Below are 25877 nucleotides of genomic sequence, written 5' to 3'. Positions count from 1 at the left end.
CATGGACGGGGCCGGCGAAGGGAGTCTGATGCTCAACTATGTTTTCAAGCGCCTGCTGGGGTTGATTCCGACGCTGTTAATTGTGGCGGTGCTGGTGTTTTTATTTGTTCACTTGCTACCCGGCGATCCGGCGCGGCTTATTGCCGGGCCGGAGGCCGATGCAGAGGTGATTGAGTTGGTACGTCGGCAGTTGGGCCTGGATCAGCCGCTGCACGTTCAGTTCTGGCATTACATGACCAACGTATTACAAGGCGATTTCGGTACCTCGATGGTTTCTCGCCGTCCGGTTGCCGACGAGATTGCCAGCCGTTTTATGCCGTCGCTGTGGCTGACGATCGCCAGCATGGCGTGGGCGGTTTTGTTTGGTATGACGGCGGGGATCATTGCCGCCGTTTGGCGCAACCGCTGGCCTGACAGGTTGAGTATGACGCTGGCGGTCACTGGGATCTCTTTCCCGGCCTTTGCGCTTGGTATGCTGTTAATGCAGATCTTTTCCGTTGAGTTGGGTTGGCTACCGACCGTAGGCGCGGATACCTGGTTGCACTACATTCTCCCTTCAATCACGCTAGGGGCGGCGGTGGCCGCGGTACTCGCCCGTTTTACCCGCGCCTCGTTTGTCGATGTGCTTAGCGAGGACTATATGCGCACCGCGCGGGCGAAGGGGGTGAGCGAAACCTGGGTGGTGCTAAAACATGGTCTGCGGAACGCGATGATCCCGGTTGTCACGATGATGGGGCTGCAGTTTGGCTTTTTGCTGGGTGGCTCGATTGTGGTTGAGAAGGTATTCAACTGGCCTGGACTTGGGCGCTTGTTGGTCGACTCAGTTGAAATGCGTGACTATCCGGTGATCCAGGCCGAAGTGCTGTTGTTTTCCCTGGAATTTATTCTTATCAACTTAGTGGTGGATGTGCTCTATGCCGCCATTAATCCGGCTATCAGGTACAAGTAAGGATGCGATTTTTTAACTGGCGCCGACAGGCGATTTTAAATGCGATGCCCCTCGTTAAGCCAGATCAAATACGTACGCCGTGGCATGAGTTCTGGCGTCGTTTTCGTCGTCAACATGTTGCGATGATCGCGGGGTTATTTGTGCTGGCCCTGATCCTGGTGGCCATCTTTGCCCGTTGGCTGACGCCATTTGATGCTGAAAACTACTTCGATTACGACCGGCTGAATGACGGACCGTCGATGCTGCACTGGTTTGGCGTGGATTCGTTAGGCAGGGATATTTTTAGCCGCGTACTGGTTGGCGCACAAATTTCGCTGGCGGCCGGGGTCTTTGCCGTCTTTATTGGCGCGGCGATTGGCACGGTGCTGGGGCTGCTGGCCGGGTATTACGAAGGCTGGTGGGATCGGCTGATTATGCGTATCTGTGACGTACTGTTTGCCTTTCCAGGGATTTTGCTGGCAATAGCTGTGGTGGCGGTGCTGGGAAGTGGGATTGCGAATGTGATCATTGCGGTTGCGGTGTTTTCCATTCCGGCTTTTGCGCGACTGGTTCGTGGCAATACGTTGGTGCTTAAGCAACAGACATTTATTGAGTCAGCACGCAGCATTGGTGCCAGCGACGCGACCATTATCTTTAACCATATTTTGCCGGGTACGGTCTCTTCAATCGTGGTTTTTTTCACCATGCGTATCGGGACGTCAATCATTTCTGCCGCAAGTCTGTCCTTCCTCGGTTTAGGCGCGCAGCCGCCGACGCCAGAGTGGGGGGCCATGCTCAATGAAGCGCGGGCTGATATGGTGATCGCGCCGCACGTGGCGATTTTCCCGGCGGTGGCGATATTCCTGACGGTGCTGGCGTTTAACTTACTGGGAGACGGCCTGCGCGACGCGCTGGACCCGAAGATTAAAGGGTAAACCGCAGGCCTGATAAGACGCTTCAGCGTCGCCATCAGGCATTGCCGGATGTGGCATAAATGCCTTATCCGGCCTACGTTGGGTTACGCTATTTAAACGCGCGTGCCCCACAGATCGTATTCATCTGCGTTTTCGACTTTCACGCGGAGGATGTCGCCAGGCTTCACGTTGGTTTCGCCATTCAGATATACCGCACCGTCGATTTCAGGGGCATCAGCCATACTTCGACCAATCGCGCCTTCTTCGTCAACTTCATCAACGATGACCAGAATCTCGCGGCCGACTTTCTCCTGCAAACGTTCAGCAGAGATCTGCTGCTGCAGCTGCATAAAGCGGTTCCAGCGTTCTTCTTTTACCTCTTCCGGGATTTGATCTGGCAGATCGTTGGCTCCTGCACCTTCTACCGGGCTGTATTTAAAGCAGCCGACGCGGTCCAGACGCGCTTCTTTCAGGAAGTCGAGCAGCATCTGGAAGTCTTCTTCGGTTTCGCCCGGGAAGCCAACAATAAACGTTGAACGCAGGGTCAGTTCAGGGCAGATTTCACGCCACTGTTTAATACGTGCCAGCTGTCGGTCCACAGAACCAGGGCGTTTCATGAGTTTCAGAATACGCGGGCTGGCGTGCTGCAGTGGGATATCCAGATACGGCAGGATTTTCCCTTCCGCCATCAGCGGGATCACATCATCGACGTGCGGATACGGATAGACGTAGTGCAGACGGGTCCAGATGCCCAGTTTTGACAACTGTTCGCACAGGTCAACCATGCTGGTTTTAACCGGCTCGCCGTTATGGAAACCGGTACGATGCTTCACATCCACACCGTAAGCAGAAGTATCCTGGGAGATCACCAGAATCTCTTTCACGCCCGCATCGACCAGACGTTTAGCCTCGCTTAGAACGTCGCCAATCGGACGGCTCACCAGATCGCCACGCATGGATGGAATAATGCAGAATGTGCAGCGGTGATTACAGCCTTCAGAAATCTTCAAATAGGCATAATGGCGCGGGGTCAGTTTGACACCCTGCTCTGGAACCAGACTCTGGAACGGGTTGTGCTTCGGCTTCGGCACGTAGTGATGCACGTGCTCCAGAACCTGTTCATAGCTGTGCGGTCCGGTAATTTCCAGCACCTTCGGGTGGACTTCACGGATCTGATCGACTTTGGCGCCCAGACAGCCAGTGACGATCACTTTGCCGTTTTCGTTCAGCGCTTCGCCAATGGCTTCCAGTGACTCCTGAACGGCGCTGTCGATAAAGCCGCAGGTGTTAACGATGACCATATCCGCATCGTCGTAACTTGGCACAACATCATAGCCTTCGGTACGAAGTTCGGTCAGGATGCGCTCAGAATCGACGAGGTTTTTCGGACAACCTAGTGATATAAAACCAATTTTTGCCATTTTCTTATACTGTACATTGCTCGTAATCGGGGGATTATACAGATGCCTTCACACGACATCTATATCTGATCGGCATAATACGCAGAGAATACCCATTGCGTGTTTCTGTTAGTGAAAGGTGTTTAGCGAGTCTAATTCCGGCTTTAAGTGCCGCTTCTTGGCTATGGAAACTTATTATCGTAAATTTTATCTCGTCGAGCGTTATTAATGAGGTTTATTTTGAAAGAGATTGTTTTGAAGTCGAAACTTGAAATGGCTAAAACACTGTATGCAAACGGAGTGAGTTTATATTATATCTCTCTGGCTACGGGGCTGAGTTGGCGGGTATTAATGTCGGAATTAAGTTTTCTCGCCAGTCATGAAGTCATTCGAAATAAAACTGACGCTCGCAAAGCAGATTTTAAATAATTCACCTGTCTGTTACGTATCCTACAATATTATGAAAGGTAATGCCTATATGTATATTTCACCGCTGCCGGTCGCCCCGGATTCTGATGTTGATAAGCTGAGAGATGATATTGCTAATAAGCTTTTATTTACTATTGGTAAAGATCCCGCCATTGCCACGAAACGGGAGTGGTTGAATGCGACGTTATATGCTGTACGCGATCGAATGGTTGAGCGGTGGCACCGCTCTAATCGGGCACAATTCTCTCAGGATGCCCGCCAGGTTTATTATCTGTCGATGGAGTTTCTCATCGGCCGCACGCTCTCCAATGCGCTACTGTCTTTGGGCTTATATGATGAAGTCCGGAGCGCGCTGGAGGCCATGGGGCTGGATCTGGAAGAGTTGATCGACGAGGAGAATGACCCTGGGCTCGGAAATGGCGGCCTGGGTCGTCTGGCGGCCTGTTTCCTTGATTCGCTGGCGACTCTGGGCTTACCTGGGTGCGGTTACGGTATTCGCTACAATTACGGCATGTTTAAACAAAATATCATTGATGGCGTTCAAAAAGAGTCTCTGGACTACTGGCTGGAATATGGGAACCCATGGGAGTTCAAACGTCATAATACGCATTATAAAGTGCGTTTTGGCGGACGCGTGCAACTGGAGGGGAATAAAGCCCGCTGGATTGAAACCGAGGATATTCTGGCTGTCGCACATGACCAGATTATTCCCGGCTATGCGACCGACACGACGAATACGCTGCGGCTGTGGAATGTGCAGGTGAATAGTGAGGTCAATGCCGGGAAATTAAATCCACATGATGACTTTGCCACTGAAGTGGAAAATAAATACCACTTTGATCGGATTTCACGGGTCCTGTATCCGGATGACTCCACCGATGCCGGACGAGAACTGCGCTTGCGGCAGGCTTATTTTCTGGCCTCGGCAACGATTCAGGATATCCTGAGCCGCCATTACCAGTTACACCGGACTTACGATAATCTGGCGGATAAAATTGCGATTCACCTCAATGATACTCACCCGGTATTGGCGATTCCGGAACTGATGCGTCTGCTGATTGACCATCACCAGTTCAGTTGGGATAACGCGTTTGATGTGACCTGTCAGATTTTTTCATACACCAATCACACGCTGATGAGCGAGGCGCTGGAGACATGGCCGGTCGAGATGCTGAGTCGAATTTTGCCGCGTCACTTGCAGATTATTTTCGACATTAACGATCGTTTTCTGAAGACGTTGCAGGAGCGATATCGTGATGACAGCGAGCTGTTGAAACGCGTATCGCTCATTGATGAATCTCATGGTCGCGTGGTGCGCATGGCCTGGCTGGCCGTCGTGGTCAGTCATAAGGTAAACGGCGTGTCGGCACTCCATTCCAAATTGATGACGGAATCGCTGTTTGCTGACTTTGCACGCATCTTTCCGCTGCGTTTCACTAATGTGACCAATGGCGTCACGGCTCGCCGCTGGCTGGCGCTGGCTAATCCTCCGCTTGCAAAAGTGCTGGATGAGAATATCGGTGATAGCTGGCGGACCAGGTTAATGCAGTTGGGCGAGTTGAAGCAGTATATTGATTATCCGTCGGTGAATGAGGCGGTACATCGAGCGAAACGTGCAAACAAGCAGCGACTGGCGCACCATATTGCAACACAGTATGGGGTGGTGGTGGATTCTGGCGCGTTGTTTGATGTGCAGGTAAAGCGTATTCATGAATATAAGCGGCAGTTACTGAATGTGCTCCATGTCATTACTCGCTACAACCGCATTAAAGCTGCACCGGATGCCAACTGGGTGCCGCGTGTGAATATCTTTGCGGGAAAAGCGGCATCGTCCTATCACATGGCGAAACAGATCATTCGCTTAATTAATGATGTGGCGAGATTAGTGAATAACGATCCGCAAATCGGCGGCAAGCTGAAGGTGGTGTTTATCCCGGATTACAGCGTCAGCCTGGCGCAAATGATCATTCCGGCAGCCGATCTTTCTGAACAAATATCCCTGGCCGGGACGGAAGCATCCGGTACCAGCAACATGAAGTTTGGGCTGAATGGGGCGCTCACAATCGGTACGCTGGATGGCGCTAATATAGAAATGCGTGAATTCGTTGGGGAAGATAACATCTTTATCTTTGGCAATACGGCGAGTGAGGTTGATGCGCTGCGTCGCGATGGCTATGACCCGCGCTGTATTTTTGAAAACGATGCGGAGTTACATCAGGCACTGACGCAAATGGGTACGGGTGTGTTCAGCCCACAAGAGCCCGGACGCTACAAAGATGTGCTGGATTCGTTAATCAACTTTGGCGACTACTATCAGGTATTAGCGGATTACCGCAGCTATGTGGACTGCCAGGATTCGGTAGATGAGTTATATCGTTATCCCCGCGAGTGGACCACAAAGACGATGCATAATATTGCCAATATGGGGTATTTCTCGTCAGACAGAACGGTACAGGAATATGCTGACCATATCTGGCGTATCGCTAAAATCCGCGTGTAGTTTTTAATGGTGGCATCTGACCTCCCGGGATTTTATCACCGGGAGGTTGTTTGTAAATCAGCCAGAATGGGTGGCAGTATTTCATGGGCTGCACCATCTTTGCGTGAAGAAGAAAACACACTAAATTGCGGTAATGGAAATGGTGTGTTTATCTTTTTAAGACCATACAGATGCGCATGTGTTTCAAATACCTTTTCCGGGATCACCCCTAAGCATTGGGTTGTGGACACAATAGTCAGTATTGTCGTAAAAGAAGAGGTCAGCAGACAACGTTCACCGGTTCTGAATTTTTTATCCACAATACTCCGGTGGTAAATTATTTTTTCATTCCTGGTATTGTAGCCCACCAGGTTGGCACTTCTGAACTGCTCCTCTGTAATTGCATTTCCGTATAACGCATTATTCTGTGAAGCGACAAGGACCAGCCGCATATCAGATATTTTCTGGCAGGTGATATTTCCTGATTCAACGGAAAATGTTGAAAACACCACATCGGCCTGGCGCATGTTTAATAACTCAACAATGCTCTGCTCGTTTAAATCAGCGGTGAGGTGCAGGAGGCTGATATCCGCATCGGTATTGATTATTCTGGCTGTGACATCGGGAATAACAATCGGGGAAATAAATGACTCGGTATACAGCGTTAGCCTTTTTTTCGCCGCCGGAGAGGAAAGCGGCATCAGCGTCGATAGCTTGTCGATAATTGGGATCGTATTGTCATAAAGTTCATCGGAGTAGACGGTCGGTAACAGTGCATTTCCGCTACGGACGAAGAGATTATCTCCCATCATTTCTCGCAGTTTTCGTAGGGACTGGCTGACGGCGGAAGGTGAAATGTTCAGCATGTCAGCGACTCTGGAAATACTACCCACGCTATAGATCAAACAGAAAATTGTCAGCAAATTCAGATCGATTTTGGATAGTGTGCGTATTTTTTCTGCATCACTTGCTTTTGACATAAATCCCTCATAATCAGCGCGATGGCAATAATCACTTCAGGTATAGCAAAAAATGTTCGGTATGCCAGAAACGCGATGTTTTGCGTAAGCGCAACACCTGCATCAGGCCGAAAGTTGTAACATTGTAAATTATGTTAATTAATTAGGCTTTATTGATATAGAGCATCAATTTGTGCAAAAAACAACCATACTATTAAGTTGCACCATGGTTGGAAAGAGGAGGAACAAGGTATGGTTGTTGACAGACTGAGAACCGATCTTCTCAACAAATTGATAAACGCCCGTATCGATCTTGCCGCTTATCTGCTGTTGAGAAAAGCGAAAGGCTATATGTCAGTCAGCGAGAGCGATCGTCTGCGTGATAGCTTTTTTGAACTGAATCGCGAGTTGCACGATCAATCACAGCTCCACGGTATGCATCTTGATCAGGAAGAGTGGAATGCCCTGCGTCGTGCTGAAGGGGCGTTAGCCGCCACCGCTGTTTGTCTGATGAGTGGACATCATGATTGTCCGAACTTTATTGCCGTTAACGCAGAGAAACTGGAAAACTGCCTGACAACGCTGACGCTGAGTATCCAGAGTTTGCAAGCTTATTCAACGCTGGAACACATCTGAACCAGGGGGAGGGCGCTCCCCCTTTTCATTAAGATTATGTAAAAGTAGCGGGATAATTCCCCTTGCTGGCTACGCTTTAAGCAGAGCCATTAAGGAGGTGCTATGCGTCGATTCTTTCTCTGTGTTGCCTTATTGGCGTTGCTTTCTCCCTATGCCACTGCCGTCAAGGTGGAGGTCCTGCAAACCAAACTCGACCACCCGTGGTCGCTGGCCTTTTTACCGGATAATCGCAGTATGCTGATTACGCTCAGAGGAGGGCAGCTTCGGCTCTGGCAACCCGATAAGGGGCTTTCCGATCCACTGACTGGCGTACCTAAGGTTTGGGCGAATGGCCAGGGCGGCTTGCTCGATGTGGTGTTAGCGCCGGATTTTGCCCAATCCCGGCGGGTGTGGCTTAGCTTTGCGGAAGCTGACAGTGAAGGGAAAGCCGGAACAGCAGTAGGCTACGGGCGGTTAAGTGACGATCGTAAACACCTGCAGGGCTTTCAGACGGTGTTCCGCCAAATGCCTAAGTTATCAACCGGGAACCATTTTGGCGGGCGTATGGTATTTGATGGCAAAGGTTATCTGTTTATAGGCCTTGGCGAGAATAACCAGCGCATAACCGCTCAGGAGCTGGATAAATTACAGGGCAAAGTGGTTCGACTAACAGACGAGGGCAAAATTCCACCGGATAACCCGTTTGCGAACCAGACTGGCGCGCGGGCTGAAATATGGTCGTATGGCATCCGTAATCCGCAGGGGATGGCGATGAATCCCTGGAGCGATGCGTTGTGGATCAACGAGCATGGTCCGCGTGGCGGAGATGAGATCAATATCCCCGAGAAAGGGAAAAACTATGGATGGCCAATCGCGACATGGGGCGTTAACTACAGTGGTTTCAGCATCCCTGAAGCAAAAGGCTCAATTGTGGCGGGCACCGAGCAGCCTATCTTTTACTGGGAAAAATCACCAGCTGTCAGTGGGATGGCCTTTTATAACCACCATACGTTCCCACAGTGGCGACACAAACTGTTTATTGGCGCACTGAAAGAACAGGGGGTGATTGTGTTAAGCGTGAAAGGCAATACAGTGACGGAAGACGGGCGTATTTTGCATGACAGAGGACAGCGAATCCGCGATGTGCGCGTCGGACCAGACGGTTATTTGTATGTTTTAACCGACGAGTCCGACGGGGAACTGCTGAAAGTGAGTCCCTGACAGGATTAGCTGACCGGGATCATCACGACTTTCTGGAATGCCGGGCGCTCGGTGAGCTGATGATACCAACGTTCCAGGTGAGGGCGCGGCGTCCAGCTCAGGCCGACATTAAACAGGTTATAGATGAACGGCGCGACGGCGATGTCCGCAGTGCCAAATTCAGCGCCAGAGAACCACGTCCGGTCGGCCAGCGCGTTGTCGAGAATGGCAAACAGGTTATCGCAGACCTTCGCACCGGCCTCGATGGCTGCCTGGTCGCGTTGATCGGCAGGGGTTCTGACCAGACCAAATAAGATAACCCGATGTGCAGGGCTCAGCGTCTGGTTAGCCCAGTCCATCCATTTTTCACCCTCTGCGCGTTTCGCCGGGGCGTCAACCCACAGTCGTTTTTGCCCGTACTGGGCCGCCAGGTAGCGGACAATGGTATTGGATTCCCACAGCAATACGTCTGTTTCGTCATCGCGTAGCAGTGGAACCAGCCCGTTAGGGTTCATCGCCAGATAATCTGCGTCATGATTTACGCCATGCTGCCCGCCAGCCAGAATTTGGCTGTACGGCAGTTCCAGTTCTTCGAGTGTCCACAATACTTTTTTTACGTTGGTCGAATTATTGCGACCCCACAGTGTAATCATAGTAACCCCGCAAATTAATTGAGCAGCGTTATGGCTGCATTCTCTATCTGACTCGCTCACATGGTGGGGTAAACCTAATATTTACGCAACAAGGCGCAAAAAAATCGTGATGAGAGCAGCGCAGCGCAGCGTTATTGCATAAACTTTAAAAACTTTACCAACTTACGGTTTCTTTAAGCTCGTTAGTGCGTTATTACTCACCGCACTTATTTTACACGTCATCCATCAGAACTTTTCTGTATGGTTGGCTGAGGCAACTTGGCCGGTTTTGTGTAAACACGGTGTGGTATGACGTGGTTTTTTGGAATGGATACTCGGGTGGCATTTATGACGCAATACTTCTCTTCCCTACGCAGCCTTGCTGCAGGTTCAGCACTGTTAATCCTTTTTGCGCCGACCGTACAGGCGGCGGAACAACCAACGGCCCCGCCGAGCGTTGACGCACGTGCGTGGATCTTAATGGATTACGCCAGCGGCAAAGTGCTGGCGGAAGGTAATGCCGATGAGAAACTGGACCCCGCCAGTCTGACCAAAATTATGACCAGCTATGTGGTCGGTCAGGCGCTAAAAGCCGGGAAAATTAATCTGAATGACATGGTTACCGTCGGGAAAGATGCCTGGGCGACCGGGAATCCGGCCCTGCGCGGCTCTTCGGTGATGTTCCTCAAGCCTGGCGATCAGGTTGCGGTGTCCGATCTGAACAAAGGCGTGATCATTCAGTCTGGTAATGATGCCTGTATTGCGCTCGCTGATTATGTTGCCGGAAGCCAGGAATCGTTTATCGGTTTGATGAACGGCTATGCGCAAAAACTGGGACTGACGAACACGACCTTCCAGACGGTACATGGTCTGGATGCCGCGGGGCAGTTCAGTACCGCGCGTGATATGGCATTGTTGGGTAAAGCGTTAATCCACGATGTGCCGGAAGAGTACGCCATCCATAAAGAGAAAGAGTTTACCTTTAATAAAATTCGCCAGCCAAACCGTAACCGCCTGCTGTGGAGTACCAACCTGAATGTGGATGGTATGAAAACGGGCACCACGGCGGGAGCCGGTTATAACCTGGTTGCATCCGCGACACAGGGCGATATGCGTTTGATCTCAGTCGTGCTGGGGGCAAAAACCGATCGCATTCGCTTTAATGAATCCGAAAAGCTGCTGACATGGGGTTTCCGCTTCTTTGAAACCGTTACGCCGATTAAACCGGATGCCACCTTTGTGACCCAACGTGTCTGGTTTGGTGATAAGAGTGAAGTCAATCTGGGCGCCGGGGAAGGTGGGTCTGTGACCATTCCGCGCGGTCAGCTGAAAAACCTGAAGGCGAGCTTTACCCTGAAAGAGCCACAGCTGACCGCGCCACTGAAGAAAGGCCAGGTTGTGGGGACAATCGACTTCCAGTTGAACGGAAAATCTATTGAACAGCGTCCGTTGATGGTGATGGAAGCGGTGGAAGAGGGGGGATTCTTTAGCCGGATGTGGGACTTCGTTATGATGAAATTCCACCAGTGGTTTGGTGGCTGGTTCTCTTAATTGCTGATGCCGGATGACGAGGTGATAGCACCGTCATCCGGCACAAATTTAGTACATCAATTTGATATTCTGCGCTTTGGCATACTCGACAAACTCATCGTCCGGGCGGTTATCGCTGATGATGGTATCAAAGCGTTTTAATTCGCCCATCCTTGCGGGACGCACCTTCCCAAACTTGCTGTGATCAACCACCAGAACATGATACTGCGCCATCGACATCGCCCAGTGTTTAACCGGTAATTCCTCAAGGTTAAAACAGGTTGCGCCTTTATCGATATGTACGCCAGCTGCGGAATAAAAAGCGATATCCGGGCAGACGTTATTCAGGGTTTCCTGGAAATCGAGTGGCTTGAAAATAGCATTACTGGCATGGAATTCGCCGCCACATAAAATGACGCGGCACTGTGGTTTCTCCTGCAACACCAGAAACGTATTCAGTGAATAGCATATTGCGGTGAACGGTAGTTCATTATCGATCGCTTCAATGATCCACGGCGTTGTTGTTCCGCAGTCGAAGAAAACGGTCTGATGCGCCTGGACAAGGCTGGCTGCCTGCTGCGCTGCCCGGCGTTTTTCATCAACCAGGCGGGATTTTTGATCGCTGATTAAATAGTGGCTGGCGCTACGGGGTTCCAGAACAATATAGCCCCCAAGCAGTACGACCGGGGCCGTGTTATTATTCAGATCGCGACGAATGGTCATTTCTGATACACCCAGCAGTGTCGCGGCTTCTTTAAGGTGTAATTTATCGCTGCGTTTTAGCGCCTGCAGTAATTGACCAATACGCTCGTCGCGTCGAGTTTCCATAGTTCCCCTGGAGAGTAGAATACGTGCTCAGTTTCGCGCTTAATACTACTCTCTTTACCGTGGGTTAGTCACGTACCCAGCCTTTACGAATAGGCAGGGCGAAGCAGGTGCGATAGCAGGTTTGCAAACCGTGGTACAGGATTGTGCCGAATCGTTGCCAGATCATCTGGGCGCTCAGGCAGCCGATCAGACCGGCCAGTAACCCTCCCAGCATATCCAGCGGCCAGTGTACGCCGAGGTAAACACGCGACCAGGCAATCGCCACGGCGACGACCATCAACAGTGCTCCGGACCACAGGCGGTGCCAGAACAGGAAGGCCAACGCGAAGGTAAAGATAACCGTACCATGGTCGCTCGGGAAAGAGTCATCTGCGGCATGGTGCAGGAAGTTGTAGCCAATATGATTGACGAATGGCCGGTCGTGAGGAAATAAATGTCCCATGAGCCATGAAATGGTCAGACCGACTGCCAGCGCAATCGCCATTTTTATGACCAACTGGCGCTGGATGAACACACGGTTTTGCGGTCCCCAAAGCCAGAGAACGATCGCCAGTAGCGGTACGATGCTAATCAGATCTTTGGCAATAAAAATGGCGAGCGAGATCGTCCATTGCGCAGAGTCCGGCGTGGCGTTGATCAGATAAAAAAGCGAGTTGTTCAGATTTTCCAGCATAACATCCAGACTCAATGTAATCGTTAAAAAGGCCCATATTGGGGATCATAAAATTGCTTTCAGGCGATAAAAAGCGGTCTTGTCCTATTTGTCTGTTAACTGACTCTTTTTAAGACAATTAATGAGGCTTATTGAGCATGATAGCGGCCTCAACTTAAATTAACCTTAAAACAAAAAGCTATCGTGCAATTGAGTGTAAAAATGTGCGCATTTTGCTTTCAAATCACATAATTCACTATCACCAGTACGGCGCATTTATTACACTTTGCGCGTTTTTTCATTGGTTAAGAGATTGCATGCAGAACCGTTTATCTTCAGGCGCCCGCTTGGGGCGTCAGGCATTACTTTTCCCTCTCTGTCTGGTGCTTTACGAATTCTCTACGTATATCGGTAACGATATGATCCAACCCGGAATGTTGGCGGTGGTGGAGCAATATCAGGCCGGTTTAGATTGGGTTCCAACGTCCATGACCGCTTATCTGGCAGGCGGCATGTTTTTACAGTGGCTGTTAGGGCCGCTGTCGGACCGTGTTGGTCGGCGTCCGGTGATGTTAACCGGGGTGGTTTGGTTCATTGTGACCTGCCTCGCAACGCTGTTTGCACAAAATATTGAGCAATTTACTTTCCTGCGTTTTTTACAGGGGATTAGCCTGTGCTTTATTGGCGCGGTAGGTTACGCCGCAATTCAGGAGTCCTTTGAAGAAGCGGTATGCATTAAAATCACTGCGCTAATGGCAAACGTAGCATTGATTGCACCGCTTTTGGGGCCGTTGGTTGGGGCCGCCTGGGTACATGTCCTCCCGTGGGAAGGCATGTTTGTGCTGTTTGCCGCGCTGGCGGCAATCGCCTTTTTTGGCCTGCAGCGCGCGATGCCGGAAACGGCTACCCGACTGGGCGAGAAGCTTTCCATCAAAGAGTTGGGCAAAGATTATAAGCTGGTGCTGAGGAATGTGCGCTTCGTTGCAGGCGCACTGGCATTGGGCTTTGTCAGTCTGCCATTGTTGGCGTGGATTGCGCAGTCCCCGATCATTATTATCAGTGGCGAACATCTCAGCAGCTACGAATATGGCCTGCTGCAGGTGCCGATTTTTGGCGCACTGATTGCCGGTAACCTGGTGCTGGCGCGTCTGACATCACGCCGCACGGTGCGCTCGTTGATTATCATGGGGGGCTGGCCAATCTCTGTAGGATTGATCATTGCTGCCGCGGCCACGGTTGTTTCTTCGCATGCGTATCTGTGGATGACGGCAGGTTTAAGTCTTTATGCGTTTGGCATTGGCGTGGCGAACGCCGGGTTGGTGCGCCTGACGCTGTTTGCCAGTGAAATGAGCAAAGGGACAGTTTCAGCAGCAATGGGTATGCTGCAAATGCTGATCTTTACCGTCGGTATTGAGCTGAGCAAACATGCTTATCTGCTGGGTGGAAACGGCTTGTTCAGTCTGTTTAATCTGGCGAGCGGTGTGCTGTGGCTGATTCTGATGGTTATCTTTCTGCAAGATAAGCGGGTAGGGAATTCCCGGGAAGGTTAAAGCCCGGTTTCCGGGCTTTGCAATCATTAGTGATGGTCGTCAATCTGATGCTCGATGACCATCCCTTCACCTACGCTGGCAACATGACGCGCATACGGATGTGCGCGGTAAACAGGGGCTGGAGTGGCAGCCGGAGCAACATAAACCGTTTGCGGGGCAGTAGCGACACTGACCGCCTGCGGAACGTTGACGGAAGAAGGAACGACCACCACTTTGTATCCGCTTGGCACATCAACGGTAACATTCTGTGCAAATGCTGTTCCTGCAAATCCCAGCAACACTGTTGCCATCAGTACACTTTTTTTCATAATTCGCTCGCCTGAAATATTCACTGGAGTTAATAATCCAGCGGGTTAATTTGAGGCGGATTATGAATAGATCATGCCGTCATGTTGTTGCCGTCTGTGCTGATGCGTTAACGAGTAAAGGGCGCCTCATTTTTTAGTACGCGATCTATAACATTCAGCACGCCTTCTTCGTTATTCGAACCCGCACGATATTTTGCTGCCTGAACAACAGGTTCGTGAGCGTTGGCCATTGCGAAGCTAAATCCGGCCTGGCGTAGCATCTCAATATCATTTCCACCATCACCAAATACCACGACCTCATCGTCGCTGATATTCCAGCGTTGTTGCAGCAGGCGTAAACCGTTGGCTTTATGAACACCCGGAATAATTAAATCGATACTGCCGTATCCGGTATGTACCGGTACCATTATGTCGCCAATCGCCTGATGAAGATCTGCCTGTACCTGGGGAATGCGATCGTCGGAGATATTCAGGCCAAATTTGAAGAATACATCGTTGATGTTGTCGAAGTTATCGACAAATTCAAGACGGTGATAATACATGGCAGAGATGGATTTATGCTCATCGCTGTACTGCTTCAGGGTGTAGGCGCTGTTTTTACCGCAGGCGATAATCTCGATGTCTGCGCGGGTCAGCAAATGCTCCACGATGGTCTGGAAATCGTCTTTTGCCAGCTCACCGTTAAAAATATCTTCCCCTTCGCTGACCACCCAGCCCCCGTTTTCCGCTACAAATGAGATTTCGTCGGCCAGTTCGGGGAAAAAAGAGATCAGCTGGTAATACTGATTGCCGCTGGCGACCACAAAGCGGATCCCCTGCGCTTTCATTTGACGGTACTGCGCCATAAACCGCTCGCGGTTATAGGTCTTTTGGTCACTTAAAAACGTGCCATCCATGTCTACTGCAATTAACTTGATACCCATTAGCCGTTCTCCATCACAGTTGTATTTTTGACATCCGGTTTAGCCACAGCCTTCGCAACGATGGCTGCAACAAGCACCAGCGCCAGCACAACCAGCATGGCGCTGCGCAGGCCATAGTGTTCCCCCAAATAACCCAGCAGCGGCGGACCGACCAGGAATGCCAGATAGCCAGTAGTCGCAACAACGCTCACGCGGGTTGGCGCATCAGGACCGGTATCGCTGGCGGCTGAAATGGTCAGCGGGAAGCCGAGAGACGCCCCCAGCCCCCAAAGGATTACCGAGACGCCTGCCACCCATGAGCTGTCGACAAAAATGATCAGGCTGATACCGAGCGCGCCCATTAGTGCACTGGCGCGTACTACTGCCACACGGCTGTAGCGGTCGATGAACCAGCCACCGGTGAAGCGCCCGACGGTCATACCGAGCGTAAAGCCGGCATAAATCAGCGATCCGGATGTCGGGCTAAATCCATGCCCATCAACCATCAGTAATGGCAGCCAGTCGTTGGCGGAACCTTCGGCAAACGCCATCGCCAGCACCACGACGCCAATCAGCAGCAATTGGATATCGCGATAGAATGGCAACCCTTTTTCAACGGCGTGCGAACCGTCAGTCGCATTCTTACCTGTGCCGTCGGGGATAGCCTTAATCGCGATAAAAATAGGGGTAACAGCCACCATTGCCGCCAGCAGAATATGTGCTGTCGCGGGGACGTTGACGGCGGTAAGTACCATGCCAACACCGGCGCCAGCCAGCGTTCCCAGGCTGTAAAAACCATGCATCATCGGCAGCACAGTTTTGTTCATTTCACGCTCAACCGCTGCGCCTTCGACGTTGATTGCAACCTCAGCCGCGCCAAAACTGGCGCCAAACACGCCCAGACCAAACGCAAACAGCCAGGCGGAATGCAACCATAATGCGAGGCTGAGAATTGTCATGCCCAGAACCGCGCATGACATGGTGGTGCGGATGACGTTTCGTGTGCCAAATCGTTTCACCAGCCAGGCCGAACAAAGAATGCCGCTCATCGAGCCAATTGAGAGTCCAAACAACACCGCGCCCATTTCGGCGGTGGAAATAGAGAGGATATCTCGGATGGCAGGGGTACGCGTCGCCCAGGAAGCCATTAATAATCCTGGTAAAAAGAAGAACGTGAAAAGCGCCCACATACGGCGTCTTAAGGCTTTGCGTGATGAGATGCCAGTCATGAATTCGAGCCAAAGATAAGAGGGAAGAAGACAACATTAGCAAGGTTGTGTACATTTGTACATAAATGCAAGAAGAGGTAATGCAGTGCGACGCGCGAACGATCCACAACGACGGGATAAAATAGTTCAGGCCACGCTGGACGCGGTTATAATCCATGGTATTCATGGGGTTACACACCGGAAAATTGCCATGATTGCCGAGGTGCCGCTGGGCTCAATGACCTATTACTTTTCGGGAATAGATGAGCTTTTAATGGAGGCATTCGCACGTTTTACTGACACCATGTCTGTGCAATATCAGGCATTTTTTGCCGGTGTTGAAAATGCGTCACAGGCCTGCCATGCCATTACCAACATGATCTATAGCTCCCAGGTCACGACGCCTGGCAATATGGAACTCATGTACCAATTGTATGCGTTTGCCAGTCGTAAACCGGCGTTAAAGACGGTTATGCAAAACTGGATGTTACGCAGTCAGCAGACGCTGGAACAGTGGTTCGAGCCGGTAACCGCACGCGCGCTGGATGCGTTTCTTGAAGGCATGACGCTGCATTTTGTCACGGACAAAAAACCGCTATCGCGAGCAGATATTCTGACGATGGTGGAACGCATTGCTGGCGTGCCGCCGAAGTAAAATCATTAAAATGGCTTGTCGAGGCGGGAAATCGCCTGACGTAAAAAATCGATGACTTTCATCGCTTCTGTTGTCAGCGGTTGAGCCGCTGTTTTTACCGTCCCGACGTCCATCCAGGTAATAAAATCATCAATTGTTCTGTGCATGACGCGCAGGCCATCCAGCGACCACGGGCGATAAACCAGATCAGATAAAATGGTTATTCCTCTGCCTTTAGCGACCAGGCTTCTTATTGCCTCAAAAGAGTTGCTGCGAAAACAGATATTGGGCGTATAGCCACGCTGCTGCCAGTAATCGATGATCACGTCAGGGTATTTATCGGTTTCCAGCAGTAAAAACGGCTGCTTTACGACATCAGTAAGGTGGATCGAGGGCTGGCTCTGGAGCGGATGTCCAACAGACGTCCACAGGCGGCGTTGTGAACGAATGAACGTTTCGATTTCCAGATCGGTGTCGTGGCTGATATTTGAGGTCAGGAGCAGGCAAAAATCGACTTTCTGTGCCCGTAGCGCCTGTACCAGTTCTGGTGCTGTGGCCTCATGAAATACGATCTCCAGCAGTGGGAAGCGTCGTTCAAGATCGTTGAGTATATCCGGGATAAGATAGGCAGAGAGCGTTTCGGCAATGCCTATGCGCACTGTACCGGTGAGAATTTCGCTCCGGTCATGCAAAGCGTCAACGGCAGAGCGGCTGCTGTTGATGATGTTGCAGGCATGTGCCAGAAAGCGCTCGCCCTCAGCGGTGAGCTTCACGCCTTTGGGGTAACGTACAAATAGCTGCACGTCTAATGCTTCTTCCAGATTCCGCATGGCAATGGTCATTGATGACTGAGAAATATGGCAGCGCGCAGCAGCTTTGGAAATTTGTAATGTTTCTGCAAGTGCGATGTAAAACTCAAGTTGCCTTAGCGTGAATTTCATAGTTTTAATCTATGCACATGGATGAAAACGTTATATTAGCATTCATTCTGACACCGCCGTAGCCTTGTGGTCATACCGTACAACTGACAATAAGGCGCAAATATGCCCTATCTTTTACTCAGTCTGGCTGCCTGTTTTTGGGGTGGGAACTATGTGGTCGGCCATATACTGGTTGCCGACGTTAATCCCATCGTTTTATCTGCAGCGCGCTGGATATTTACCGCATTGCTATTGTTGGCGCTTTATTTCCGACAGATCGCCGTGCAGTGGCCAGCGATGAGAAAATCCTTTGGTACTATCGTGTTCCTCGCGTTATGTGGCCAGGTTCTTTTCCCCTTAACGTTGTATATCGGTCTGCAATATACAACGTCGCTCAATGCGGCGATTTATATGTCCACCACACCGGCTCTCGTCCTGTTAATCAATAAATTCTTTTTTAGAGAGCGGATCTCTGCGCGTAATATTGCCGGCGTGATCCTCAGTACCGTTGGCGTTATCTGGTTGGTATCGCAGGGTGATGTGATGCATGCGCGGGTGTTTGAACACCTGAATCAGGGCGATTTCTGGACGATGGGGTCAGCGCTGAGTTGGGCGGTCTATTGCGCTTTTTTACGCATTAAACCGGTTGAGGTAAAGGGAAACGCCTTTGTCGCCGTGAGCGCGCTGTTAGGTGCGATTATACTTATTCCGGTACTGGCTCTGGCGTTGATACGCAATGGTATGCCGGGCTGGAATAGCTATGCAAATACAGGCGTTATTACTGGGCTGGCATACCTTATTATCTTTCCTTCCTGGCTGTCATATCTGTTATGGAACAAAGGGATTAGCGCCATTGGCGCAACGCGCGGAGAGATCTATTCACACTTGATCCCATTGAGTGGCGGATTATTTAGCGTGATGTTTGTGCACGTCACTCTGCATTCATATCATCTGGTCAGCGCGTTGGTTATTATGTGCGGTATAGCATTGTGTTCCCGCCCGAGCGCAAAAAAAGGCTCGCTGCAGCGCACGGCGTGAAAGAGCGGGTAAATTAGCTTACGGTTGCGCCCCCGGTAATATTTACCACCGTGGCGGTCATTGCTCCGGCATGGTCTGAAGCCAGAAAGGCTGTAACCTCAGCGATTTGTGCAAGCGTAGGCAGGCGTCCAATCATGGTGCTTTGTGCTGCACCGCCTAGCCATTGTTCGACGGTTAAGCCCATTGACTGCGCTTTAGCGGTGAAAATCTCCCCGGTATAGGAACCGGCGGCTACCGCGTCCACAATCGCATGCGAGCGCACGCCGACGACGCGAATGTTTATCGGTCCCGTCTCGCTGGCAAGCGCTTTAATAAAAGCTTCTGTTCCTGCGCAGCCAACAATATGGCCGAGATGCCCTGGTATCGCCATCGGGGCTGCGGGAGCAACGATGGTGAGAATAACGCCCGCTCGATTGCCGCCCATGTGCGGCGTTACGGCTTTTGCGATATTGAACTGCGCCGAAAGGAAAGGGGTGATACCGCTCATAAACTCAGAGAGGGATAATGCGTCGATGCGCTTGCCTTGTTCATGCATAAAGCCGGTCGCGTTAACCACCACATCAATTCCACCGATTTGCTGTACCAGGCGGGTAACTTGTGTTGAGGTGTCGTGCTCGTCGAGCACATCGGTGATAAATGTATCGACAGTAGCCCCCGCCATTCGCAGGCGACTTGCCGCCCAATCAAGCTTTTCCTGACCGCGCGCACCCAGGTACACATGGGCACCTTCGCGTGCCATGGCCTGCGCAACCGCGCTACCAATAGCCCCGCTGCCGCCGAAGATCACCGCAACCTTTCCAGCAAGCAACATAGTAAACTCCCGTCATCTTTAAGCACCGATTAAAAAGTATGCGCCATAACCGGCATGCTGCAAATTTTGGGAGGAATTGCGTGGGAGAAAGGTGTGATAGCAAATTGCAGGCAACAAAAAACACATTCATGTAAACGAGTTTGTAAAAACAATGAATTGCAAGATAATCAATAGGTTAATTTGGTGGGGGTAGGTGGCGACTACGGGGCATCGCCAACCGCTGCCGCCACTAACGTTTTAACTAATTAATGTCATAAGAGTGCGCGTATTAAAATACCACAACACCTTTGACGGGAGCGCCTGCACCACGGATTTCACCACTTCCATAAGAAACGACTTTCCCGTTTTCGAAGGTAACGTAATAATCACCTTTATCCCATCCCCAACCAGATGCTAACCGATTGCTGTACTGGATTTGTTCGCTGCTACCTTTAACGGCATCACCATCAGGGGTTCCAAGTAAATCAATTACTTGTTGTTTTGTCATACCTACCTGAACATTGTGAATCTTTTCACCAGTGGTACATGCCGCCAGAACTGCCACGGTAAAGCCGATCATCATTAATTTTTTGAATTGCATTTTTCAGTCTCTATGGATTGTGAGTGGCAATTATTTCCTAACCAATATGATGTGATATTGATCACGCTCTAGATGATTCAATTATTCCCTGACTCATTTTTGATTGTCTGCACAACTGGTAGCACAAGAGGAACCCTCTGGCTCTGTGCTGATCAAAATGCTGCGGTTCTTTTTGCCCTTAGTTCTGACACCTGCAAGGTGTGTTTCGGTGGTTCAGGTCATCCAGGTTGTCGTTTTCACGTATTAATGGCATTCCATTTTTATGCAGAGTCACGCCGATACCGCCGTAAAGTCCCTTCAGGGAGCGCTGTCGCCCCACATGAAGTAAGCGATTGATTGAAAGGGGACTGAATTTCAGGCAACAAAAAACCCATCAACCTTGAACCAAAACGGCGGGGTTGATGGGCTCCACAAATTGGGGACATCAAAGAAAAGCAGTGGCAATAGTTATGACTGACGCCTTTAAGAAAAGTTCTGCTTACCTGCAAAAAATTTTCATTAAAAGCAAAAAAACAGTTCTAACCGATGCCAGGCCAGATGATGACGATGAGTGTCCCCGCCAGCGTCAACAGAACGTTAGCAATCGCGTATGTGCCTGCATAGCCTAAAGCCGGAATGTTGCTACGCGCGGTATCACTGATGATTTCCATTGCTGGCGCACAGGTACGCGCCCCCATCATCGCCCCGAACAGCAGGGCCCGGTTCATGCGCAATACATAAGCACCAAACAAGAAACAGATGATCACTGGAACCAGGCTGACAATCAGACCTGAAATCAGCATCTGGCCACCCACTGCGCCGAGGCCATTACCAATGCCGCTACCTGCGCTTAAACCGACACCAGCCATAAAGACCATCAGGCCAAACTCTTTGACCATGTTCAGCGCACCTTGTGGGATGTAGCCAAACGTTGGATGGTTAGCACGCAGGAAGCCCAGCATAATTCCGGCAAAGAGCAACCCGGCCGCGTTGCCGATACCGAAGCTGAAGTTACTGAACTGGAAGGTGATCATCCCGATCATCAGGCCAATAATAAAGAACGCGCAGAAAGCCAGCAGATCGGTCACCTGGCTGTGAATTGAAATGAAGCCGATACGATCGGCAATGGTTTTCACACGGCGCGCATCGCCACTGACCTGCAATACATCGCCTTTGTTAAGTACGACGTTGTCGTCAATGGGCATCTCGATCTGGCTGCGGATCACGCGGTTCAGGAAGCAGCCATGGTCAGTCAGCTTCAACTGGGCCAGACGACGACCTACGGCATTGTGGTTTTTCACCACAATCTCTTCGGTGACGATACGCATATCGAGCAGATCGCGATCGAACACCTCTTTACCGTTACGGAAACTGGGGTCGAGGCGAGCATGTGCATCCGGATAGCCCACTAAGGCAATTTCATCGCCCATTTGCAGCACTGCGTCACCGTCCGGGTTGGCCAAAATACCGTTGCGGCGGATGCGTTCAATATAACAACCGGTCTGGCGATAGATGCCCAGCTCGCGCAGATTTTTCCCATCAGCCCATGCAACCAGCTCAGGGCCGACACGGTAGGCGCGGATCACCGGCAGATAAACCTTACGGTTGGCGTCAGTGTCCAGCCCGCGCTCACGCGCAATTTGTTGGGCGCTGGTTTGCAGATCCTGATGCTGCAGTTTTGGCAGATAGCGCGCACCCACAATCAGACTGACCAACCCAATTAAATAGGTGAGGGCGTAACCCAGGCTCAGGTTATCAAGGGCGGTGGATAGCTGTGTACCTTCCATTCCTGAATGGCGCAAAGTATCGCCCGCGCCGACCAGAACGGGCGTAGACGTCATTGAACCAGCCAACATGCCTGCCGTCAGGCCGATATCCCAGCCAAATAGCTTACCCAGCCCCAGGGCGATCAGCAGTGCGCTACCGACCATCACCAGTGCAAGCATCAGGTAATTTTTCCCATCGCGAAAAAAAATCGAAAAAAAGTTGGGACCGGCTTCCACCCCGACACAAAAAATAAACAGCATAAAGCCAAGATTTAATGCGTCAGTGTTAATACTAAAGTGCTGCTGACCTAATAATAGGGAGACCACTAAAACGCCAATGGAATTACCGAGTTGGACTGAACCCAGGCGTAATTTACCCAGACACAGGCCCAGAGCCAGGACCACAAATAATAACAGGATGTAATTCCCATTTAACAAATCTGCGACGTTTATATTCACGGAGGCTAACTTCTTGTTTACTAGTAAGCTATTGAAAGAAATGGCAATTTACGCTAATGTTTTTGCCAGAAATTAAGGGGCGACAGCATCGTACACAGCCCCAAATAATGCAGCACGACAATATATGCGGCTAGTTTAATCTCATTACGTATCAACGGCTATAAGAATCGTGTGGGTGTGTTTTTGGCATGGAATGCCGAGTAACTTTATCTGACTGGACGCCTGCGGGCGAAAAGAGTGTTCGATAGAGAGGATGTCAGGAGGAACGATTGAAACATAAGCAAAGTTGGGCGGGTGCGATCTGCTGCTTTGTGCTCTTTATTGTAGTGTGTCTTTCATTGACGCTGAATATGAAAGGCGCATTTAGAGCGGCTGGGCATCCTGAGGTCGGGTTGTTGTTTTTTATACTACCTGGTGCTGTGGCAAGCTTTTTCTCCCACCGTCGGGAGGTGCTCAAACCCCTTCTTGGTGCAATACTGGCAGCGCCGTGCTGCTTGTTACTGATGCGGTTCGTTTTTATGCCAACGCGTTCGCTGTGGCAAGAGCTGGCATGGCTGTTCAGTGCCGTGTTTTGGTGTGCGCTTGGGGCATTGTGTTTTTTATTTATCAGTAGCTTATTCAACCAGCATCAGCGGCGGAAAAAAAACTGATGACGCCCTCCAGCGGAGGGCGTAGAAACAGCTATCAGGCGAACAGATTCATATTCTCTTTTGCCCACGCTTCAAAATCCGTGCAGCCGCCGATGTGTTGTTGATCAACGAAAATCTGCGGAACGGTCTCAACTGGCTTACCTACCGTTTTTTCCAGATCGGCTTTCGTAATACCTTCGGCATGGATATCAATGTAGCGGAAGTTAAAATCGTCATGCTCATTGCTTAATTTTTCTGCTAATTCTTTTGCGCGCACGCAATACGGGCACCCTGGGCGACCAAAAATAACGGCAAACATCTCTATCTCCTCGAACTTATCAGGCCGGATGGCGAATGTTGTTATGATGCCGCGATTTGTGACGGATGGAAAGCAGGTTCAGCCTGTTGCTTTGATATCCTTAGTCTATGCCTTCGTTTTTCAAACCGCATTTTTGTTAAACATGGGCCGTCGGAACGTTTTACACTAAGCGCCATTTATCGGGAGGCACCTATGCGCACAGTGGGCGTGTTACCCAAAAGCGTATTGATTCTGGAAATCATCGGGATGGTTTTGTTATCGCTGGTGCTGCTGTCGCTTAACGATTATCTCACCTTACCCGCACCGCTAAACGGGCCATTGGCCTGTGTGGTAATGATATTTCTGGGTGTGCTGTTGATGCTTCCCGCCGCGGTGGTATTGATGTTGCGCATTGCGCAGCTGTTGGCACCGCAGCTGATGTCGCGTGCTCCCGACGCTTCTTCCCATTCAGCCAGAGAAAAAAAAGATGACTCCAACCATTGATTTACTTCGCAGCCACCGGTCCATTCGCCATTTCACCGATGAAAGTATTTCGGACGCACAGCGTGAGGCGATTATTGCTGCCGCTCAAGGGACATCAAGCTCAAGTTTTTTGCAGTGCACGACGATAATTCGTATTACCGATCAAAATCTGCGTGCGTCCCTGGTGACCTTATCCGGCGGACAAAAGCACGTCGCACAGGCCGCCGAGTTCTGGGTTTTTTGCGCTGATTTTAATCGCCATTTGCAGATTTGCCCCGATGCGCAACTGGGGCTGGCAGAGCAACTGTTGCTTGGCGTGGTTGATACGGCGATGATGGCGCAAAATGCGCTGACAGCGGCGGAATCGCTGGGGCTTGGCGGTGTGTTCATTGGCGGTCTGCGCAACAATATTGAGCCGGTAACGGAATTACTGACGCTGCCGAAGCATGTTTTGCCGCTGTTTGGCCTGTGTCTTGGCTGGCCTGCGGATAACCCGGACATCAAGCCACGGCTGCCAGCTACACTGGTGGTGCATGAAAACCAGTACCAGCCGCTCGATCAGGATGTTTTGTCGCAATATGATGAACAGCTTGCGCAGTACTATCTGACCCGTGGTAGCAACACGCGTCGCGATACCTGGAGCGATCATATTCGCCGCACCATCATTAAAGAAAGCCGTCCCTTTATCCTGGAATATTTACATAAACAGGGATGGGCGACGCGCTAAAGAGTTTAACCCAGTGTATGATACGCCAGCTTTTACCAGGTCTTTTAGAGAGGTGCAGGGTGAAAATTGCCATTTTGTCCCGGGATGGAACGCTCTATTCTTGCAAACGCCTGCGTGAAGCGGCGATGCAACGCGGTCACCTGGTTGAAGTTATCGATCCTCTTTCTTGTTATATGAACATTAGCCCGGCAGCGTCTTCTATCCATTATAAAGGCCGCCAGCTTCCCCATTTTGACGCGGTCATTCCAAGAGTTGGCTCAGCCATTACCTTCTACGGTACGGCGGCATTACGTCAGTTTGAGATGCTGGGTAGCTACCCGCTGAATGAGTCAGTAGCGATTACCCGCGCACGCGATAAGCTACGCTCGTTACAACTGTTGGCGCGACAGGGTATTGACCTGCCGATTACCGGAATAGCCCACTCGCCGGACGATACCAGCGATATGATTGATATGGTCGGCGGTGCGCCGCTGGTGGTGAAGCTGGTGGAGGGGACTCAAGGCATCGGTGTGGTATTGGCCGAAACGCGCCAGGCCGCAGAGAGCGTAGTGGATGCATTTCGTGGTCTGAATGCCCATATTCTGGTCCAGGAATATATCAAAGAGGCGAAGGGGCGAGATATTCGCTGTTTCGTGGTGGGCGATGAGGTGGTTGCGGCGATTGAGCGGCGGGCGAAAGAGGGCGATTTCCGTTCTAACTTGCATCGCGGCGGAGTTGCTACGATTGCCAATATCACGCTGCAGGAAAGGGACATTGCGCTTAAAGCGGCCCGCACGATGGGGCTTGATGTTGCTGGCGTCGATATCCTGCGTGCAGAACGCGGACCGCTGGTTATGGAGGTCAACGCCTCTCCAGGGCTGGAAGGCGTGGAGAAAACCACAGGGATAGATATTGCTGCGCGAATGATCCAGTGGATCGAGCGTCATGCTACTCCTGAATTTTGTCTTAAAATCGGCGGCTAAACGCAATATCGATAGCGATCGTGGTATGACACGGTCTTTTTGCGTAAGCTGTGCCGG

At 50.9% G+C, this 25877-nt stretch carries 27 protein-coding genes; 14 read left to right on the top strand and 13 right to left on the bottom strand.

Going from position 1 to position 25877, the window contains the following annotated elements; genetic code table 11:
* Positions 1-28 precede the first annotated feature (28 nt).
* Together gsiC and gsiD are read left to right on the top strand one after the other, a co-directional pair.
* On the top strand, positions 29-949 hold the full coding sequence (gene gsiC / locus HV261_RS18165) for a glutathione ABC transporter permease GsiC (RefSeq protein ID WP_137384302.1): 921 nt from the start codon (positions 29-31) through the stop codon (positions 947-949).
* A gap of 2 nt (positions 950-951) precedes the next feature.
* Complete coding sequence (gsiD, locus tag HV261_RS18160) at positions 952-1863, top strand: glutathione ABC transporter permease GsiD (protein ID WP_137384301.1); 912 nt, start codon at positions 952-954, stop codon at positions 1861-1863.
* Positions 1864-1955: 92 nt separating this feature from the next.
* Here gsiD and rimO read toward each other — a convergent pair whose 3' ends face one another.
* Positions 1956-3263, bottom strand: coding sequence for a 30S ribosomal protein S12 methylthiotransferase RimO (gene rimO, locus HV261_RS18155; protein ID WP_137384300.1), 1308 nt, complete (start codon positions 3261-3263; stop codon positions 1956-1958).
* A 219-nt stretch (positions 3264-3482) separates the two neighbouring features.
* Between rimO and HV261_RS18150 the strand changes: the two genes are divergently transcribed.
* Entirely contained in the window at positions 3483-3671 is a 189-nt protein-coding gene (locus HV261_RS18150; RefSeq protein ID WP_326929161.1) for a glycine cleavage system protein T, read from the top strand.
* A 49-nt stretch (positions 3672-3720) separates the two neighbouring features.
* Positions 3721-6171: a glycogen phosphorylase gene (gene glgP / locus HV261_RS18145; RefSeq protein ID WP_202039056.1), complete on the top strand. Its 2451-nt coding sequence runs from the start codon at positions 3721-3723 to the stop codon at positions 6169-6171.
* A 35-nt stretch (positions 6172-6206) separates the two neighbouring features.
* Here the strand turns inward: glgP and HV261_RS18140 are convergent, their stop codons facing one another.
* Positions 6207-7130 (bottom strand): LysR family transcriptional regulator, encoded by a 924-nt coding sequence (locus HV261_RS18140; RefSeq protein WP_202039055.1) that lies wholly within the window; start codon positions 7128-7130, stop codon positions 6207-6209.
* A 231-nt stretch (positions 7131-7361) separates the two neighbouring features.
* On the opposite strand from HV261_RS18140, the gene bssR reads away from it, so the two are divergent.
* Positions 7362-7745 (top strand): biofilm formation regulator BssR, encoded by a 384-nt coding sequence (gene bssR, locus HV261_RS18135; RefSeq protein ID WP_202039054.1) that lies wholly within the window; start codon positions 7362-7364, stop codon positions 7743-7745.
* Positions 7746-7847: 102 nt separating this feature from the next.
* Positions 7848-8945 (top strand): PQQ-dependent sugar dehydrogenase, encoded by a 1098-nt coding sequence (locus HV261_RS18130; protein WP_202039053.1) that lies wholly within the window; start codon positions 7848-7850, stop codon positions 8943-8945.
* A 5-nt stretch (positions 8946-8950) separates the two neighbouring features.
* Here the strand turns inward: HV261_RS18130 and HV261_RS18125 are convergent, their stop codons facing one another.
* Positions 8951-9577 carry a glutathione S-transferase family protein gene (locus HV261_RS18125; RefSeq protein ID WP_202039052.1) on the bottom strand — a complete coding sequence of 209 codons (627 nt, stop codon included), beginning with the start codon at positions 9575-9577 and terminating at the stop codon, positions 8951-8953.
* Positions 9578-9904: 327 nt separating this feature from the next.
* Between HV261_RS18125 and dacC the strand changes: the two genes are divergently transcribed.
* The gene (dacC, locus tag HV261_RS18120; protein ID WP_202039719.1) at positions 9905-11107 is read left to right on the top strand and encodes a serine-type D-Ala-D-Ala carboxypeptidase; all 1203 of its coding nucleotides are present in this window, start codon (positions 9905-9907) and stop codon (positions 11105-11107) included.
* Positions 11108-11155: 48 nt separating this feature from the next.
* Here the strand turns inward: dacC and deoR are convergent, their stop codons facing one another.
* Entirely contained in the window at positions 11156-11914 is a 759-nt protein-coding gene (gene deoR / locus HV261_RS18115) for a DNA-binding transcriptional repressor DeoR (RefSeq protein WP_137384293.1), read from the bottom strand.
* Between the two features lie 64 nt (positions 11915-11978).
* Positions 11979-12587 (bottom strand): undecaprenyl-diphosphate phosphatase, encoded by a 609-nt coding sequence (gene ybjG / locus HV261_RS18110; RefSeq protein ID WP_202039051.1) that lies wholly within the window; start codon positions 12585-12587, stop codon positions 11979-11981.
* 296 nt (positions 12588-12883) lie between these two features.
* On the opposite strand from ybjG, the gene HV261_RS18105 reads away from it, so the two are divergent.
* A complete protein-coding gene (locus HV261_RS18105) occupies positions 12884-14116 on the top strand; it encodes an MFS transporter (protein ID WP_202039050.1) in 1233 nt (410 codons plus the stop codon).
* A gap of 26 nt (positions 14117-14142) precedes the next feature.
* Here the strand turns inward: HV261_RS18105 and HV261_RS18100 are convergent, their stop codons facing one another.
* The 3 genes from HV261_RS18100 to HV261_RS18090 all read right to left on the bottom strand — a co-directional run bounded on the left by HV261_RS18100 (position 14143) and on the right by HV261_RS18090 (position 16555).
* The gene (locus tag HV261_RS18100) at positions 14143-14424 is read right to left on the bottom strand and encodes a hypothetical protein (RefSeq protein ID WP_048212166.1); all 282 of its coding nucleotides are present in this window, start codon (positions 14422-14424) and stop codon (positions 14143-14145) included.
* Between the two features lie 107 nt (positions 14425-14531).
* Positions 14532-15347, bottom strand: coding sequence for a Cof-type HAD-IIB family hydrolase (locus HV261_RS18095; RefSeq protein ID WP_202039049.1), 816 nt, complete (start codon positions 15345-15347; stop codon positions 14532-14534).
* A complete protein-coding gene (locus tag HV261_RS18090; protein WP_202039048.1) occupies positions 15347-16555 on the bottom strand; it encodes an MFS transporter in 1209 nt (402 codons plus the stop codon). The genes HV261_RS18095 and HV261_RS18090 overlap by 1 nt, the downstream gene beginning before the upstream one ends.
* An 85-nt stretch (positions 16556-16640) precedes the next feature.
* Between HV261_RS18090 and HV261_RS18085 the strand changes: the two genes are divergently transcribed.
* Entirely contained in the window at positions 16641-17189 is a 549-nt protein-coding gene (locus HV261_RS18085) for a TetR/AcrR family transcriptional regulator (protein WP_202039047.1), read from the top strand.
* A 5-nt stretch (positions 17190-17194) separates the two neighbouring features.
* Here the strand turns inward: HV261_RS18085 and HV261_RS18080 are convergent, their stop codons facing one another.
* Positions 17195-18109, bottom strand: a complete 915-nt coding sequence (locus HV261_RS18080) for a LysR family transcriptional regulator (RefSeq protein ID WP_202039046.1) — start codon at positions 18107-18109, stop codon at positions 17195-17197.
* Between the two features lie 102 nt (positions 18110-18211).
* Between HV261_RS18080 and HV261_RS18075 the strand changes: the two genes are divergently transcribed.
* Complete coding sequence (locus HV261_RS18075; protein ID WP_202039045.1) at positions 18212-19126, top strand: DMT family transporter; 915 nt, start codon at positions 18212-18214, stop codon at positions 19124-19126.
* A gap of 13 nt (positions 19127-19139) precedes the next feature.
* On the opposite strand, the gene HV261_RS18070 is transcribed toward HV261_RS18075, so the two are convergent.
* The 3 genes from HV261_RS18070 to HV261_RS18060 form a co-directional block, all read right to left on the bottom strand.
* Positions 19140-19937, bottom strand: coding sequence for an SDR family NAD(P)-dependent oxidoreductase (locus tag HV261_RS18070; protein WP_202039044.1), 798 nt, complete (start codon positions 19935-19937; stop codon positions 19140-19142).
* Positions 19938-20205: 268 nt separating this feature from the next.
* A complete protein-coding gene (gene bamE, locus HV261_RS18065) occupies positions 20206-20517 on the bottom strand; it encodes an outer membrane protein assembly factor BamE domain-containing protein (protein WP_202039043.1) in 312 nt (103 codons plus the stop codon).
* Positions 20518-21035: 518 nt separating this feature from the next.
* Positions 21036-22721: an aspartate:alanine antiporter gene (locus HV261_RS18060; protein WP_040233921.1), complete on the bottom strand. Its 1686-nt coding sequence runs from the start codon at positions 22719-22721 to the stop codon at positions 21036-21038.
* 269 nt (positions 22722-22990) lie between these two features.
* Here HV261_RS18060 and ybjM point away from each other — a divergent pair, with 269 nt between their 5' ends.
* Entirely contained in the window at positions 22991-23371 is a 381-nt protein-coding gene (gene ybjM / locus HV261_RS18055; RefSeq protein ID WP_202039042.1) for an inner membrane protein YbjM, read from the top strand.
* A 34-nt stretch (positions 23372-23405) separates the two neighbouring features.
* On the opposite strand, the gene HV261_RS18050 is transcribed toward ybjM, so the two are convergent.
* Entirely contained in the window at positions 23406-23669 is a 264-nt protein-coding gene (locus tag HV261_RS18050; RefSeq protein ID WP_005123606.1) for a GrxA family glutaredoxin, read from the bottom strand.
* A 192-nt stretch (positions 23670-23861) separates the two neighbouring features.
* On the opposite strand from HV261_RS18050, the gene HV261_RS18045 reads away from it, so the two are divergent.
* Genes HV261_RS18045 through rimK form a run of 3 tightly spaced genes read left to right on the top strand, consistent with a single transcriptional unit; the run spans position 23862 to position 25820 of the window.
* Positions 23862-24152: a DUF1418 family protein gene (locus tag HV261_RS18045; protein WP_202039041.1), complete on the top strand. Its 291-nt coding sequence runs from the start codon at positions 23862-23864 to the stop codon at positions 24150-24152.
* A complete protein-coding gene (gene nfsA / locus HV261_RS18040) occupies positions 24136-24858 on the top strand; it encodes a nitroreductase NfsA (protein ID WP_202039040.1) in 723 nt (240 codons plus the stop codon). The genes HV261_RS18045 and nfsA overlap by 17 nt, the downstream gene beginning before the upstream one ends.
* A 59-nt stretch (positions 24859-24917) precedes the next feature.
* The gene (rimK, locus tag HV261_RS18035) at positions 24918-25820 is read left to right on the top strand and encodes a 30S ribosomal protein S6--L-glutamate ligase (RefSeq protein ID WP_202039039.1); all 903 of its coding nucleotides are present in this window, start codon (positions 24918-24920) and stop codon (positions 25818-25820) included.
* The last annotated feature ends 57 nt before the right edge of the window (positions 25821-25877 follow it).

The sequence above is a fragment of the Citrobacter sp. RHBSTW-00671 genome (assembly GCF_014103415.1).
In the GTDB taxonomy this organism is placed as follows: domain Bacteria; phylum Pseudomonadota; class Gammaproteobacteria; order Enterobacterales; family Enterobacteriaceae; genus Citrobacter.
The sequence above is the reverse complement of the archived record's forward strand: the minus strand, read 5'-3'. Positions and strand labels throughout refer to the sequence as shown.

Coding starts and splice junctions, on each gene's coding strand:
- HV261_RS18125 (WP_202039052.1), bottom strand. CDS start 9,577: ATGATTACACTGTGGGGTCGCAATAATTCGACCAACGTAAAAAAAGTA.
- glgP (WP_202039056.1), top strand. CDS start 3,721: ATGTATATTTCACCGCTGCCGGTCGCCCCGGATTCTGATGTTGATAAG.
- HV261_RS18080 (WP_202039046.1), bottom strand. CDS start 18,109: ATGAAATTCACGCTAAGGCAACTTGAGTTTTACATCGCACTTGCAGAA.
- gsiD (WP_137384301.1), top strand. CDS start 952: ATGCGATTTTTTAACTGGCGCCGACAGGCGATTTTAAATGCGATGCCC.
- HV261_RS18130 (WP_202039053.1), top strand. CDS start 7,848: ATGCGTCGATTCTTTCTCTGTGTTGCCTTATTGGCGTTGCTTTCTCCC.
- rimO (WP_137384300.1), bottom strand. CDS start 3,263: ATGGCAAAAATTGGTTTTATATCACTAGGTTGTCCGAAAAACCTCGTC.
- HV261_RS18140 (WP_202039055.1), bottom strand. CDS start 7,130: ATGTCAAAAGCAAGTGATGCAGAAAAAATACGCACACTATCCAAAATC.
- HV261_RS18050 (WP_005123606.1), bottom strand. CDS start 23,669: ATGTTTGCCGTTATTTTTGGTCGCCCAGGGTGCCCGTATTGCGTGCGC.
- gsiC (WP_137384302.1), top strand. CDS start 29: ATGCTCAACTATGTTTTCAAGCGCCTGCTGGGGTTGATTCCGACGCTG.
- HV261_RS18105 (WP_202039050.1), top strand. CDS start 12,884: ATGCAGAACCGTTTATCTTCAGGCGCCCGCTTGGGGCGTCAGGCATTA.
- bamE (WP_202039043.1), bottom strand. CDS start 20,517: ATGCAATTCAAAAAATTAATGATGATCGGCTTTACCGTGGCAGTTCTG.
- HV261_RS18045 (WP_202039041.1), top strand. CDS start 23,862: ATGCGCACAGTGGGCGTGTTACCCAAAAGCGTATTGATTCTGGAAATC.
- dacC (WP_202039719.1), top strand. CDS start 9,905: ATGACGCAATACTTCTCTTCCCTACGCAGCCTTGCTGCAGGTTCAGCA.
- bssR (WP_202039054.1), top strand. CDS start 7,362: ATGGTTGTTGACAGACTGAGAACCGATCTTCTCAACAAATTGATAAAC.
- nfsA (WP_202039040.1), top strand. CDS start 24,136: ATGACTCCAACCATTGATTTACTTCGCAGCCACCGGTCCATTCGCCAT.
- HV261_RS18070 (WP_202039044.1), bottom strand. CDS start 19,937: ATGTTGCTTGCTGGAAAGGTTGCGGTGATCTTCGGCGGCAGCGGGGCT.
- deoR (WP_137384293.1), bottom strand. CDS start 11,914: ATGGAAACTCGACGCGACGAGCGTATTGGTCAATTACTGCAGGCGCTA.
- ybjG (WP_202039051.1), bottom strand. CDS start 12,587: ATGCTGGAAAATCTGAACAACTCGCTTTTTTATCTGATCAACGCCACG.
- HV261_RS18095 (WP_202039049.1), bottom strand. CDS start 15,347: ATGGGTATCAAGTTAATTGCAGTAGACATGGATGGCACGTTTTTAAGT.
- HV261_RS18075 (WP_202039045.1), top strand. CDS start 18,212: ATGCCCTATCTTTTACTCAGTCTGGCTGCCTGTTTTTGGGGTGGGAAC.
- HV261_RS18100 (WP_048212166.1), bottom strand. CDS start 14,424: ATGAAAAAAAGTGTACTGATGGCAACAGTGTTGCTGGGATTTGCAGGA.
- HV261_RS18090 (WP_202039048.1), bottom strand. CDS start 16,555: ATGACTGGCATCTCATCACGCAAAGCCTTAAGACGCCGTATGTGGGCG.